The sequence below is a fragment of the Vibrio sp. B1REV9 genome (assembly GCF_905175395.2).
Taxonomy (GTDB): Bacteria; Pseudomonadota; Gammaproteobacteria; order Enterobacterales; family Vibrionaceae; genus Vibrio; species Vibrio alfacsensis.
Genome location: NZ_HG992745.1, coordinates 811,000 through 825,515, shown reverse-complemented (window position 1 = coordinate 825,515; position 14,516 = coordinate 811,000). Strand labels below are relative to the sequence as shown.

At 44.4% G+C, this 14,516-nt stretch carries 13 protein-coding genes and 3 pseudogenes; 1 reads left to right on the top strand and 15 read right to left on the bottom strand.

Annotated features, from left to right (window positions below):
• Window positions 1-18: 18 nt before the first annotated feature.
• The 14 genes and pseudogenes from rpsR to pilM form a co-directional block, all read right to left on the bottom strand.
• Window positions 19-246, bottom strand: a complete 228-nt coding sequence (gene rpsR / locus KHN78_RS09365; RefSeq protein WP_000090472.1) for a 30S ribosomal protein S18 — start codon at window positions 244-246, stop codon at window positions 19-21.
• A 16-nt stretch (window positions 247-262) separates the two neighbouring features.
• A complete protein-coding gene (gene priB / locus KHN78_RS09360; protein ID WP_128810024.1) occupies window positions 263-565 on the bottom strand; it encodes a primosomal replication protein N in 303 nt (100 codons plus the stop codon).
• Between the two features lie 8 nt (window positions 566-573).
• Window positions 574-954 (bottom strand): 30S ribosomal protein S6, encoded by a 381-nt coding sequence (gene rpsF, locus KHN78_RS09355; protein ID WP_128810023.1) that lies wholly within the window; start codon window positions 952-954, stop codon window positions 574-576.
• Window positions 955-1,197: 243 nt separating this feature from the next.
• Window positions 1,198-1,869, bottom strand: coding sequence for a ribulose-phosphate 3-epimerase (rpe, locus tag KHN78_RS09350; protein ID WP_128810022.1), 672 nt, complete (start codon window positions 1,867-1,869; stop codon window positions 1,198-1,200).
• 99 nt (window positions 1,870-1,968) lie between these two features.
• Window positions 1,969-2,807: pseudogene (locus KHN78_RS09345) on the bottom strand (Dam family site-specific DNA-(adenine-N6)-methyltransferase).
• A gap of 69 nt (window positions 2,808-2,876) precedes the next feature.
• Window positions 2,877-3,266: pseudogene (locus KHN78_RS22140) on the bottom strand (SPOR domain-containing protein); the annotation flags it as partial.
• 81 nt (window positions 3,267-3,347) lie between these two features.
• Window positions 3,348-4,391: pseudogene (locus tag KHN78_RS09340) on the bottom strand (ATP-binding protein); the annotation flags it as partial.
• Between the two features lie 51 nt (window positions 4,392-4,442).
• Window positions 4,443-5,543 carry a 3-dehydroquinate synthase gene (aroB, locus tag KHN78_RS09335; RefSeq protein WP_211915860.1) on the bottom strand — a complete coding sequence of 367 codons (1,101 nt, stop codon included), beginning with the start codon at window positions 5,541-5,543 and terminating at the stop codon, window positions 4,443-4,445.
• 28 nt (window positions 5,544-5,571) lie between these two features.
• Window positions 5,572-6,090, bottom strand: coding sequence for a shikimate kinase AroK (gene aroK, locus KHN78_RS09330; protein WP_099080818.1), 519 nt, complete (start codon window positions 6,088-6,090; stop codon window positions 5,572-5,574).
• Window positions 6,091-6,278: 188 nt separating this feature from the next.
• Window positions 6,279-7,958 carry a type IV pilus secretin PilQ gene (locus KHN78_RS09325; RefSeq protein ID WP_411912345.1) on the bottom strand — a complete coding sequence of 560 codons (1,680 nt, stop codon included), beginning with the start codon at window positions 7,956-7,958 and terminating at the stop codon, window positions 6,279-6,281.
• 59 nt (window positions 7,959-8,017) lie between these two features.
• A complete protein-coding gene (locus KHN78_RS09320) occupies window positions 8,018-8,533 on the bottom strand; it encodes a pilus assembly protein PilP (RefSeq protein ID WP_211916529.1) in 516 nt (171 codons plus the stop codon).
• Complete coding sequence (locus tag KHN78_RS09315) at window positions 8,517-9,110, bottom strand: type 4a pilus biogenesis protein PilO (RefSeq protein WP_211915859.1); 594 nt, start codon at window positions 9,108-9,110, stop codon at window positions 8,517-8,519. The genes KHN78_RS09320 and KHN78_RS09315 overlap by 17 nt, the downstream gene beginning before the upstream one ends.
• A complete protein-coding gene (locus KHN78_RS09310) occupies window positions 9,103-9,678 on the bottom strand; it encodes a PilN domain-containing protein (protein WP_211915858.1) in 576 nt (191 codons plus the stop codon). Before KHN78_RS09310 ends, KHN78_RS09315 begins: the two co-directional genes overlap by 8 nt.
• Window positions 9,662-10,675, bottom strand: a complete 1,014-nt coding sequence (gene pilM / locus KHN78_RS09305; RefSeq protein WP_211915857.1) for a type IV pilus biogenesis protein PilM — start codon at window positions 10,673-10,675, stop codon at window positions 9,662-9,664. The genes KHN78_RS09310 and pilM overlap by 17 nt, the downstream gene beginning before the upstream one ends.
• 141 nt (window positions 10,676-10,816) lie before the next feature.
• Here pilM and KHN78_RS09300 point away from each other — a divergent pair, with 141 nt between their 5' ends.
• Window positions 10,817-13,381 (top strand): penicillin-binding protein 1A, encoded by a 2,565-nt coding sequence (locus KHN78_RS09300; RefSeq protein WP_211915856.1) that lies wholly within the window; start codon window positions 10,817-10,819, stop codon window positions 13,379-13,381.
• Between the two features lie 71 nt (window positions 13,382-13,452).
• On the opposite strand, the gene oxyR is transcribed toward KHN78_RS09300, so the two are convergent.
• Window positions 13,453-14,361 carry a DNA-binding transcriptional regulator OxyR gene (gene oxyR, locus KHN78_RS09295; RefSeq protein ID WP_211915855.1) on the bottom strand — a complete coding sequence of 303 codons (909 nt, stop codon included), beginning with the start codon at window positions 14,359-14,361 and terminating at the stop codon, window positions 13,453-13,455.
• Window positions 14,362-14,516 lie beyond the last annotated feature (155 nt).

The following is a 14,516-nucleotide window of genomic DNA, read 5'->3' as shown; positions in this document are numbered from 1 at the left end:
TCTTAATAAAACGACCGATTACTGATGCTTGTCAGTGTACGGTAGTAGAGCTAGGTAGCGTGAACGCTTGATAGCGCGAGCTAGTTGACGTTGGTATTTAGCGCTTGTACCAGTGATACGGCTAGGAACGATTTTACCAGCTTCAGTGATGTAGTTTTTAAGAGTTGCTACGTCTTTGTAATCAATCTCTTGTACGCCTTCTGCTGTGAAACGGCAGAATTTACGACGACGGAAGAAACGAGCCATGGGCTATCTCCTGATCTTAAATTTGAGTAATATTGTCGGCATGTAACACTAATTTTCCCACACCATTTCGGCCGGTTTGATAAGCGACAAAGCCACCTACCTTAATGCTACTGCCTTGTACTAAATTCTGAGTTAATGCTTGTGACCTAAGCCCACTGACGACTACCGGCATTCGACAATAAACTTGTCGAGGTAGGTCAGCTTCGATAACAGTAGAGCGATGCTCTAACCAAAACCGACAGTGTTCTATGCCACTAGGGCTTTTACTACGAATGGGCGGCTTGGCAATGGTGCCACTCAGCTCCATTCGATTGGTCATAAGAAATATTACTCAGCAGCTGCTTCTGGCTTAGCTTCAGCACGCTCTTCGCGACGAGGAGCACGCTCTTCTTTCTGCTTAAGCATGATAGATTGCTCAGTGATAGCCGCTTTAGTACGCATGATCATGTTACGTAGAACTGCATCGTTGAAACGGAAAGCAGTTTCTAGCTCATCGATAACAGCTTGGTCAGCTTCAACGTTCATTAGAACGTAGTGAGCTTTGTGAAGCTTGTTGATTGGGTAAGCCAGTTGACGACGACCCCAATCTTCTAGACGGTGGATTGTACCGCCAGTTTCAGTGATAGAACCAGTGTAACGCTCGATCATGCCAGCAACTTGCTCGCTTTGATCTGGGTGCACCATGAATACGATTTCGTAATGACGCATGGGTTGCTCCTTACGGATTATTCAGCTTCCACAAATGGCTCAGTCGTCCAGAGGAAGCAAGGAACTAAAGAAAATTGACTGAGTTTAAGGAGCACGAATAGTACAGAAAGGCGGCAAAATAGGCAAGTGATTATTTACACCGCTCGATGGATATTTTTATAGGGATGGAGGCAGAGAGAATAAAGGCTGCCAGTAAAGTGACAGCCTTATAAATCAGGGGACTACAACATTTAATTTTAGCGTCTATTTTACTTGTGCAAGTTCGGTGCGCATTTTGTCAATCACTTGTTTGTAATCTGGCTCGCTGAAAATAGCCGAACCCGCTACAAACATGTCTGCGCCCGCTTCTGCTATTTCACGGATGTTCTCTACTTTCACACCACCATCGATTTCTAGGCGAATATCACGACCAGACTCATCAATCATCTTACGTACTGCACGTAGCTTATCTAGTGTGTGAGGAATGAATGATTGTCCACCAAAACCAGGGTTAACTGACATCAGTAGAATTAAATCAACTTTGTCCATGATGAACTCAAGGTGTGCAAGTGGCGTTGCTGGGTTAAGTACCACACCAGCTTTACAACCGTGCTCTTTGATAAGTTGGAGAGTACGGTCTACATGCTCAGATGCTTCAATGTGGAATGTAATCATCGACGCTCCAGCCTTGGCAAAGTCAGGGATGATACGATCAACAGGCTTGACCATTAGGTGGACATCGATGGGTGCCGTGATGCCGTAATCACGTAATGCCTTACACACTGGCGCACCAAAAGTCAGGTTTGGTACATAGTGGTTATCCATAACGTCGAAGTGCACCACATCCGCACCCGCTGCGAGTACTTTCTCTACGTCTTCACCGAGACGAGCAAAATCAGCCGATAAAATGGATGGAGCAATTAGAAAATCTTTCATACCTGACCTCAGTAGTGGCGAGCAAACAGCAAATAATTTGCGCGCAATTCTACCGAAGCCAGTGGGGAGATCCACTATTTAGATGCAATAGTGTGAGAACTAAGAGTTGGATTTATCCGCGTTTGAGGCACGAAATAGAGCAAGCAGCTCATCAACTTTATTACGACCGCTGCCGTTGCGGCTGATAGTACGCTTCACTTTGACCACATTAAGCTCTGCACCATGGTACAGACGACGCGTCAACGTAGTATCGTGATTCGAAATTAATACAGGGATACCGCGTTCGGTTGCAGCTCGCTCAGCAATATCAGCCAATGCCGCTTGGTCATCAAGCGTAAAGCCGTTTCCGGCATAAGAGGTAAAGTTCGCCGTGTTCGAAAGTGGTGCGTATGGAGGATCGCAATAAACCACACTGCCTTTACGCGCTCTGCTGAATGTTTCTGGATATCCCTCACACACAAAGGTGGCTTTCTTGGCTTTTTCAGCAAAGAATTCCATCTCAGCTTCTGGGAAATACGGCTTCTTGTAAGAACCAATGGCACGTTGAAGCCACCTTTTTTGTTGTAACGGCACAAACCATTAAAACCAAAACGGTTCATGTACAGAAACGCTAGAGAGCGATACATGACATCGTCAGTTTTATTAAATTCAGCGCGAATGCTCAGGTAGGCTTCTTTGCGGTTGTTCTCTGCAACAAACCAACGCTTCGCTTCAGAGATGTAATCTTCAGGACGCTCTTTCAGCAAGTTGTAAAGATTAATCAGGTCAGGGTTGATATCTGCAAGAAGATAATGCTCATAGTCAGTATTTAGAAAAACTGAACCAGCACCAACAAAAGGTTCAACTAGCTTCCGAGCGGGTGGTAAATGACGTTTTATGTCTTCAACCAGACCGTATTTTCCTCCTGCCCATTTAAGAAAGGCTCGTTGCTTTTTCATCTACTGCTCTATCTATCGACCGAAAATTAAGGCTGCGGAATGTAACATATTTTTCAGCGAAGCTCAGGATTATTTCACTCGCTCTATCTCTCGCTGAACCTGACCTAAAGATTTCGCCCAAGGGCCAATAGATTTCAGTGAGTTTGGTAGGCTTTCGACTGCGTCTCTGGCTGCCTGAATCGTTGGGTAATCGCTATACGTAATGATATACCACTCTACACCATCACGGGTAGTTGGATAAATGCGCACCTGATGACTAAGTTGATGTTCATCTAGAAAAGCTTGAACGTCACTCATGGATGTCATAGCCGCAAGTTGCAATGTGTAAGCTCTTGGTGACAACGCTTTTAGTTCTTCACGAGCAAAGGAAAATTTCACAACCGGTGCGTTCGACTCTGTTTGACGGTGAGAAGCATCACTATCATTCGCTTCAATCACTTTTATCAAAGATGAGCTAGCACGACTTTGTTCTGGGAGTTCACTTTCAATCGACTCCATGCTATCTGAATTCAATTGGTTGCGTTTTTCTGGCGCAGGAGCCCCCTCGAGCAAAGCGTCAACAACATCAGAATCAATAACGACACGTTGTTGAGTATCATCAGAACCAACACTAGCGACCTCATCGGTCACCACAGGCGGCAATGCGTCAGAATCATCCGTCACTTGCAACGAATCAAATGAACGACCTCCTGTATCACTTGGTGTTTCTACAAGCTCTCCTGCATATTGCTCGTTATCCGGTTCGGTAAGCGTTGGAATTGCCGTTTGCTCTACACTGCCGGTAATTTGTTGTGCCTTTTCTTCTGGTGTAGGTTGGTTGTACATCCACCAATAACCACCAGCCGCCAACAAGAGTAAAGCCAGTACAATGAGTGCAATATTCAAGGGTGAGCCAACAATTGAGCGGATAATAATCCTTTTTTCCACTTTCATCTCTCCTAACGCCATGATGTCGCCCGGTACCGGGTCAACTTTTTTAAATGCATCTCGAACACGTTTTTCGTTTTCATCATCAACATATCGAATAACAAGAGATTCAAAAAAACGACGTGCTTCGACTTCCGACAACACCTCAATATCGAGCTCCACAGGCTTATATTCCTGTCCATAACTCAAACGTGACAGCACGGGCTCGAGCAGTCCGGTCTGCGTAAATAATAAGATGTTGACTTTCCACTTTGGGTTGGTTTGCGCAGCAAGCACCAACATCCAAAGCTCAGAAATCAAAATATCGCTCAACCTATGCGCATCATCAATGACGATGGCGATATCGCAAGGATCGTTGCCTAAAATACGCTCTAGACTATCCGTTATCGTATCTTGCTGATTGAAAAGCGCATCTGACACCAGCTGACTCAAAATAAGCGTTCGATGCTGCACGTCATCATGGTTGGCTCGACAAAGTAATAAGCATTGGTTTTTATTGCTAGCACCTAATTCAAGATACCTCTGCGCCAACCAGGTTTTTCCATACCCAATAGAACCGTTTATTGCGATCAAATTAGAACCAAAGTTAGTCAATAACCCTAACCTGTCTAATAGCTCTGTTTGCGAATCCAGTTCTAGGACGTGAGCGAAACTCATCTTATTACCTTAATAAACAACATACATGATACGTAAATACGTCATTCAAAGTTAAATATCACGACCGAAGTCGATGGCTTGTTTGATTACGTCTTGCGGTGTGTCGGCGATAACGTCTGCACTACCAATGCCTGTTGGCAGAACCAGGCGAAGTTGACCAGATAACACTTTTTTGTCGCGCATCATGTGAGTCATAAAGTCGTCAAAACTCATGGTTTCAGGGGTATGTACCGGAAGGTTTGCGCGACGTAAAATCGCAATAATGCGAGCTAATTGCTCTTGAGAAATCAAACCACGAAGGTGCGATGTTTTCGCTGCCATGACCGTTCCTGAAGCGACCGCCTCACCATGCAACCAATTACCGTAACCTAACTCTGCTTCAATGGCATGACCGAAAGTATGACCAAGATTAAGCAACGCTCGAATGCCTGATTCTTTTTCATCCTGAGCAACAACTTCCGCTTTAATCTCACAACAACGTGCAATTGCGTAAGTCAACGCTTCTTCTTCCAGAGCGTACAAACGCTCAAGGTTTTCTTCGAGCCATTCGAAAAATACACCATCATAAATAATGCCGTACTTAATGACCTCTGCCATCCCAGCAGCAAATTCACGCTCAGGCAATGTCGATAAACAACTGGTATCGATGATGACCGCTTTCGGTTGGTAGAAAGCCCCAATCATATTTTTACCCAAAGGATGATTAACCGCGGTTTTCCCCCCTACGGATGAATCTACTTGGGATAACAAGGTCGTTGGGATCTGGATGAAATCCACACCACGTTGGTAACATGCGGACGCAAAACCAACAAGATCCCCAATCACACCACCACCTAACGCAATAATTACTACGTCACGAGCATAGCTTCCCTCTAGCAGGAAGTTCATGACTTGATTAAATGTGTCTAAGCTTTTGTATTGCTCACCATCGGGCAGCTCAAGCAATGAGGCATCACAACCAAGCTGTTTTAGCTGGCTAAGAATTTTGTCCGCATACAGAGGAGCAACCGTGACATTACTGATCACGATAACTTTCTGATTGGCGTTTTTGTTTGAAAGAATTTGGGAAAGGTACGCCGGGTTATCAAACAACCCGGCGCCAATAGAGATTGGGTAGCTACGTTCAGCTAGATTGACCGTAATCCGTTCCATCGGTGTGCTCCATTCAAAAGATAATTGCTTATCTCTCTTCTAGCATTTTTACGATCTGGTTGGCTACCACTTTTGCACTCTGATCGTCAGTACGAACCGTGTAATCCGCTACTTCTTCGTATAACGGGTTACGTTCGCCTGCCAATTGCTCCAATACTTCGCGAGGTTTATCTGTTTGAAGTAGTGGACGCTTCTTGTCACGGTTTGTGCGTGCAAGTTGCTTCTCGATAGTTGTTTCTAAGTAAACAACGACACCACGGGCTGAAAGGTGATTGCGGTTTTCTTTGCTCATGACAGAGCCGCCACCTGTAGCTAGCACGATGCCTTGCTCTTGAGTGAGATCTTCAAGTACAGCTTCTTCGCGTTTGCGGAAACCCTCTTCACCCTCAACATCAAAAACCCAAGAGATATCAGCACCAGTGCGTTCTTCAATCACAGTGTCTGAATCAACAAACTCCATGTGTAGTTGCTGTGCTAGATGTCTACCAATTGTACTTTTGCCGGCACCCATTGGGCCAACAAGGAAAATATTACGTTTCTCAGCCATATTCAGCGGTATTTTACAACGTTAATTCAATAAAATCGCCACAAGTAAACACAGCCGAACCGCTGTTATACAAGGCTCGTGGCACCAATTCCTCACAGATATTTCGTGATAAGACCCGAAATTATCCAAGCATGGTGCCACTAATGCAACTTTATTTTTGATCTATTCACATTTTCATCGGCCAAACACTACTGAATTACGACCTTTGGCGTCACGAAAATCAACAACTCACTTTTGCCTACTTTTTCATAACTTCGGCGAAAAAGCGCGCCAAGCAAGGGTAAATCACCAAGTAAAGGGACTTTGTCAACGGCATTACTGAGGCTATGTTGGAAAATACCACCCAATACCACCGTTTCACCATTATTGACCAAAACTTGAGTGCCAATTCTCTGAGTATCAATCGCAACCGCTTCTCCAGTGCCGGTTTTCACCACTTGACCTGGCCTGTCTTGAGTCACGCTCAAATCCAACACTAAGCGATTATCTGGCGTTATCTGCGGTGTCACTTTTAAACTCAATACTGCTTTTTTAAATGTCACCGACGTCGCCCCACTTGATGAAGACTCCAAATACGGAATTTCCGTTCCTTGCTCAATATAAGCAGGTTTCTTATTGGTGGTGATCAAGCGTGGGCTTGAGATGATTTCTGCTTTCGATTCCTGCTGCAACGCAGACAACTCTAAATCAAGTAAAGTCCCTGCCCCTAACTTTGCGACTTGAAAAGCGAGGCTAGTGGCACTTGGGTTGGTCGCTGCAAGGTTAACATTAAGAAAATCATCAATGCCAACGCCACCATCATACAAACCAAGCGTGGCGAGATTATTTTCAATCGAGCCTCCAACCGTTGAACTGCCATTTATACTTGTAAAACCCCAGCGTACCCCAAGCTCATCGAGATTCCCCTCATTAATGGTGACAATGCGAGCTTCAATCTGTACTTGTTTCACGGGAATGTCTAACGCTTCTATAATTTCGCGAATAACGTCAATGTTCTCTGGTAATTCTCGCACCAACAATGAATTCGTACGCTCATCAACGGTCATACTTCCCCTCTCAGAAAGCATGCTGATATTACCCTCGCCATTGATCATTTCCGCAACGTCCGAGGCTTTTGCAAAATTCACTTTGATGATCTCAGAGGAAAGCTCTCCTATTTCTTGCTCAAGCTTTTGCTTTTCAAGACGCTGCTTTTCTCTTAGCTCCAGTTCATCTAATGGGGCAATCAAAATAACATTGCCATCAACCCGCTTATCCAATCCTTTCACTTGCAAAATGATATCTAACACTTGTGGCCAAGGTACGTCATCTAAGCGTAACGTCAGATTACCCGACACAGAATCCGATACCACGAGATTGAAATCGTTATAGTCAGCAATTAACTGCAATACATTTCGCACCGGAATATCTTGAAAATTGATAGAGATTAAACGCCCTTTATTCTTCAAAATGTTCTGGCTTTGTGCTTGCTTAGTTGACTTTTCTTTCACCACTGTCACTTCTAACCAGCGTCCTGACAGGCGATAGTCATAGCGGTATTCATCGGTCGTATAGGCCAACAAACGTGTGGCCGAATGATAACGAGAAACGTCAATTTGCTTAATGACGGTAGAGAAATCTCTCACGTCCAAAAGGTGCAATTGGTTATCACTGACCGAAGTATTAAGCAGCTCAATACTTAACCCATCTCTTTCACGTTGTATATCAACCACGACAGACGATGACGTTAGCTCAATCATGATCACCGCTTCTGTATTGTTATCTGCACGGAAGTCTATCGATTTTAATTCATTCGGTGGTGACGCCTTTGCTCTCCCCTCTGATGCCAAAAACATAAATAGCCACACAGAGAAAAAGCCAATCACCATCCTTGGTGTAAGCATTGATCCTTTATTCACTTTCATTACTCGTTTAAACACCCATGTTGTTACTTCAACGCTAATGTCACCTTGCGCTTTTTCCAGCACCCCAATCCATCCGGTAAGGTTTCATTTATTAACAAATGATCACTCGAGATAGACGCGACGAAACCATTGTTTTGACCAATATATTCCCCAGTCTGAACTCGATATACCGTACCGCTCGGCACTTGAATAAGCCCTGACATTTGTGCTCCCATCCCAATCACACCTTTTAGACGCAATCTTTCTAATGGGAAACGCTCCAATTGCTCCGACGATGCTCTTGATGTCGGTTGCCAACAGTCTAGCGTTGCCATTGGTTGTATCACCGAGTGCACCTCTTTAGGCAGTGCGAAAGGCGTACGGCGCACTGATGCTTTATAGGGTAAGACTTGATACGCTGTGGCAGGCTTAAGTTTAATAACGTCATCGCGAGCCTGACTTTCAACATCACGAATGAAGTCAATTAACGATTCATCGTTAGCTTGACAACCGAGCAATAGCACGCTGACTAACACCACTACGTTATTTTTCATTTTTATTGTCTTCAGACTTGAGTTGGTAGGTATTCGCTTTAATACGAAAGTGCAATGACTCACTTTCTTGACTCACTCGCTGCCAAATTACATCCTGAAAAACAATAATTCGGGGTAATGCCGCCATCGCTTGAGTAAAACGTCCAATATCATGAAAATCCCCGGTTAACTCGAGTTCAAGAGGCAGTCGATAAAAAAAGTGCTCAACCTGCTTTTGCCCCCAATCCATTCGAGTGAACTTAAGGTTGCTGTCGATACCAAGCTGATTGATTGATGCCAACATGGTAGCTAGCTCTTTTTCTGCGGGTAATTGCAGTAACAACTGCTCATATCGCGAGGTCAACTCATCGACTTGTGATTGCAATTGAGGCAAGGCTGCAGCCCTATTCGCTTTGATTTGAAATTCTGTTCGCAGGGATTGCTCCTTTTGAACAAGATCGTTAAGCCGCTGATTCTCGGGTTTCAAATAAAACCAATAGCCAACGATCTGAAGCGCAAAAATAAAGATCAATATTGCGACGGTCTGAGCCTGTATTGGCCATTCAAGCATCTCATCCACATCCAAGTCTTGCCAATTAACCATGATGTAGACTTCCTGCCCCTTGCGCTTCCCGTAATCGAAAAGAGACATTAAATTGTTGGAATGACCTCCCAAAGCGTGATTTTCCATGAACAATAGAATGCATATCCACTTCATAAAGCTTTGCTGAACGCTCCATATTATCGAGCATCGTCGCCAGATGGGATGTGCTATCTGCAATCCCAGAAAGCTCAACGTAATAGTGATTGATTTTAATCTTGTCGACATAAACCCCCTCAGGGATCACCGAGGGGATAAGATTCATAAACGCCGTCGTTTTGCTTCGTCCTCGCTGTAATTGGTCAACAACATTTAATCGCTGCAGAACTTGGCGATGCTCTTGCTCCGCAATTTTCATCGCTTCAATCCGCTGATCAAAAAGCGTAATGTGATTGGAGAGATAATCTAGACGCTTTTGCTGCTCAGCTTGTTGAGCCTGTAAATACTGACTTCCTCCCCACTGAATGATCGCCGCAATCATTACTCCAAAAACAGCGAGGCTAACAAAACGGTGACGATGCGCCTTACGTTGATACTCGCGCCATGGCAACAAATTAATGCGATACAACATTGCCATGCTCCAACCAATGAATACCTCGAATCGCGAGGCCCGCAGCAGCAGTAAACCGGTGCGATTGCACAGCCGTATGCTTATGCGGTGACACCATCAATATAAACAACTCGAACGGGTTGAGTGTTTCACATTCCATGCTCAATTGACTCGATAACGCTCTCTTTAATTGGGGTGTGACAAAACCGTCACCTGTAATCCAGATACCGGTAATATTGAGAGAACCATTGAAAGAAGCATAAAGCTGCAGTTGACGCTGAACTCGCTCAATCAGAGCTTGCTCTTGGTGTGATTCATCCACCTGTAAACAAGCACCTTTCTGATATACTGATGGCGTTTTTTCAGACCATGAACTTGATGAGAACTCTTTGTGAAATAATTCACCCTGTTCAGTAAACATTGTGAACGATGATTTAACGTTGCCTACATTGAGCAAGCAGTACGTACTTTTCTCTGGAAAATGCTCCGTCGCGAGCTTCCACATATGACCTAAGCTTTGTGATGCCACCTCTACTAACACAGGCTTTAACCCTGATTGTTGTAAAGCATCGACTCGAGAATCAACAACGTCCTTACGAGTAGCAAATACTTGATAATGTTCAAGTCCATCCGTTTTATTCTTCACATCATCTAAAACAAAATCTAAACTAAGCTCTTGTAAGGGGAAAGGTGATTGATGAGCGAAAGCTTGCATGACCGCATAGTCTCGTTCACTGCTATCTAACCCTGGTTCTATTTGCAGTTTTTTGCTGATCACGGCATTTTCTGGCACCGAAATCGCGACACGTTTAGCCCCGAAAGGCAGTGCTTTTTTTATCTCTTTAAGTGTCTTTACAATTTCTTGATGATTTATGGTGTTATTTTCAGCGACAATACATTCTTTCAATATTATTTCTTTGTAGTCCAGTACCGCGTAATGGCGACCACTAGGCTTAAGTACCACGGCTTTGAGACTGTTATGGCCTATGTCGATGCCAGTAACGACGAGTTTGTCCATTGCTACTCTCGCTCCGAATTTTCTTCGTGCAAAGGTTGTGATTAGCATTTAAATAAGAGTTAATATCTCTATGTGCTAAATTTTGACCAAAGAGTACAAGGGTTTGTCATCCTACAGCCTCAACCAATCAGGGATTCTCCGGTGAAGTTCATAAAGCGTTTATTATTTTTAACATTGTTTTGCATAATTCTTGGAGTCATCACGATTTTCGGCTTCTATCAATACGTAAAGCCTGAATTACCAGACGTTGCAACACTAAAAAATGTTGAATTACAAACACCTATGCAGGTTTTCAGCCAAGACAATAAGTTAATAGCTCAATTCGGTGAGAAGCGTCGAATTCCTGTTACCTACGATGAGATCCCACAGGATTTGATTCATGCTCTGATCGCAACCGAAGATAGCCGTTTCTATGAGCACCCTGGTATTGACCCTATTGGCATCACTCGTGCTGCGATTGTTGTTGCTCTATCGGGCTCTGCCAAGCAAGGTGCGAGTACCATCACCCAACAACTTGCGCGTAACTTCTTCCTATCTAACGAAAAGAAGATCATGCGAAAGGTTAAAGAGATCTTTATCGCTATTCATATCGAGCAACTTCTGACTAAGCAAGAGATCATGGAGCTGTACGTAAATAAGATCTTCCTCGGTTACCGTTCATACGGTTTCGGCGCTGCAGCACAAGTCTACTTTGGTAAGAGTTTAAACGAGTTAACTCTGAGCGAGATTGCAACGCTTGCGGGTATGCCAAAAGCCCCTTCAACAATGAACCCTATCTACTCACTAGAACGCGCAACCAACCGCCGCAATGTCGTTCTGATGCGTATGCTCGATGAAAAATACATCACCCAAGAACAATACGACCAAGCTCGTTCAGAACCGATTGTCGCTCGCTACCACAGTGCTGAAATTGAACTTTCAGCACCGTATGTTGCGGAACTCGCTCGTTCATGGGCAGTAAAAGAGTACGGTGAGGAGCAGGCTTACACTTCTGGCCTGAACATTTACATGACTGTCGACTCTAAACTTCAAGATGCCGCAAACGCGGCGGCAATCAATAACCTACTCGCTTACGATGAACGTCACGGCTACCGTGGTGCAGAGAAAGTGCTTTGGAAAAAAGGTGAAGCAGCTTGGGATGTCGAACAGATTGAAAATCACCTTAAAAAGCAACCGACTTACGGTGAACTTTCTCCTGCAGTAGTCACAAAGGTCGACGAAAAAAGTGCTCAAGTATGGGTGAAGAACAACGATGAGCAAACTATCGCATGGACAGGCATGAACTGGGCTCGCAAATTCTTAACCGATGAGCGTCAGGGACCAGCGCCTAAATCGGCCAAACAAATTCTTGAACCAGGCCAACAAGTCTGGGTACGTGAAATCACAGCAACCGATAAAGACGGCCACATCACTCATAGTTGGAACTTAAGCCAAGTACCGAATGCAAACACCGCCTTTATCGCAATGAATCCAGAAAATGGGGCGGTACTCTCTCTTGTTGGTGGCTTCAACTTTGTTCACAGTAAGTTTAACCGTGCGACGATGTCGGTGCGTCAGGTTGGGTCAAGTATTAAGCCTTTCATTTACTCAGCAGCATTAAATAAAGGTCTAACATTGGCATCACTTGTCAATGATGCACCGATTAACAAATGGGATGCGGGTTCTGGCTCTGCATGGCGTCCAAAGAACTCTCCACCAACTTACATTGGTCCAACCCGTCTTCGCATTGGCTTAGCACAATCGAAAAACGTAATGGCCGTCCGTACGTTGCGGGAAGTTGGTCTAGATGAAACTCGTCAGTTCTTGACTCGTTTCGGTTTTGATATCAATGAGGTTCCTCGTTCAGAAACTATCGCGTTAGGTGCAGGTAGCTTAACCCCAATGGAAGTAGCCCAAGGTTACTCTGTCTTTGCGAATGGCGGTTACTATGTTGAACCTTACTACATTGACCACGTTCAGAGCGCGTTTGGTGAAGTGTTGTTTAAAGCAAATCCAAAAACCATTTGTCAGCATAATTGTCCACAAATGACGACAGCTGAAGAAGACAAGTTTGCTGCTGAATTTGGTGAACAAGATGTTCCTTTAGAAACCGTAGCGATCAACACAGCTTCCAACGATGAAGGGCCAAACTACGCTCCACAAGTCATTTCACAGCAGAATGCTTTCTTAATGCGTGAAATGATGTACAGCAATATCTGGGGCGGTGGTAGCTGGCGTGATGGTACTGGTTGGAATGGTACTGGCTGGCGAGCTCAAAAACTGGATCGCCGAGACATCGGCGGCAAAACAGGGACAACTAACGACTCTAAAGATACTTGGTACAATGGGTATGGTCCTGGCATTGTGGCTATCTCGTGGGTAGGTTTCGATGACCACTCTCGCACACTAGGCCGCACAACCGTAAACAGTAACTTAGGCAAAGGTCAAATCTCTGGTGCAGAGTCTGGTGCAAAAACTGCAGAGCCCGCATGGATTGACTTTATGCATGCCGCATTAGAGGGCGTCCCTCAGCGCAGCAAAGAAGTACCTGATGATATTGTTCGTGTTCGTATCGATCGTAATAGCGGCCTTCTCACTCACAAAGTGGATGGATCTTCGATGTTTGAGTACTTCGAAAAAGGGACAGAGCCAACGGAGTATGTCGGAAATAACCTCGAAGACAGTATTTACTCAACTGGTGGTGGCAGCACTGAAGAGCTATTCTAACATGGAAAATAAAATGGGGAGCCAGATTGGCTCCCCATTTTTTATTCGAATTGTCTTAAACTCAACTCTAATTATGCAGCAACAGATGTCTGCTGTTCATCGAGAATGCTCTTTATCTTAGCGGCTAAAGCTTCAAAACGAGCTCTCAGTGGCGACCCCGGACGATAGACTAAAACAATACGTCTTGATGGTACTGGGTTCACCGCAGGTAAATAACACACGCCATCTTTTTGCTTCTCGTGAGGAACAGATAACTGTGGTAAGAGGGTGATGCCAGCACCTGCTGCAACCATGTTACGTAATGTTTCTAAACTCGTCGCTCTAAAGCGTTCATCATCTTTTGCGCCAGCAGCAAAGCAAAAGCCTAATGCCTGATCACGCAGACAATGCCCATCTCCCAGAGACAACACCGTTTTCCCATTTAGCTCTAACATATCGATATGATCTAACATCGCCCACTCATGATCGCATGGAACCGCGACACTAAGCGGTTCGTTATAGACCTCGATCTCCTTAAATGGCTCAGTCTCAGGTACTGACGCTAAAACAAGGCAGTCTAGCTTCCCCTCTTCCAACTGACGGACCAATTGATGCGTTTGAGCTTCATGTAGAAAAAGCTCCAAATCAGGAAACTCATCTTTTAATTGAGGCACAATTTTGGGCAATAAATACGGGCCGACAGTAGGAATAAAGCCAATGTGCATTGGGCCATTCATAGTACCACTTTGACCGCTTGCCATATCTTTAAAAGTTTTTACTTCGCTTAAGATGCATTTGGCCTGATCCACCAACTGAAGACCTGAATCAGTGAATAGGACGCGTCGGCTACTTCGTTCTAAAAGTGCCGTTCCTAGCTCATCTTCAAGCTTGCGAATTTGCCCACTTAAAGTTGGTTGACTAACAAAACAGGCTTCCGCTGCCTTTCGAAAATGCTTGTGCTCCGCAAGCGCTACCAAGTATTCAAAATCTCGAATATTCATAACGTACGATTCGCTTCTTTTTTTACGATAGAAATAATCTATCAAAACCATAGCATTAAACGATTAGAGCTATCAAAGTTTTTTTTCAATAATGAGGGCAACAAAGCGAAACATAGCGCTAAAAAACGATAAGCTCTACTCGGACTATTTACAAA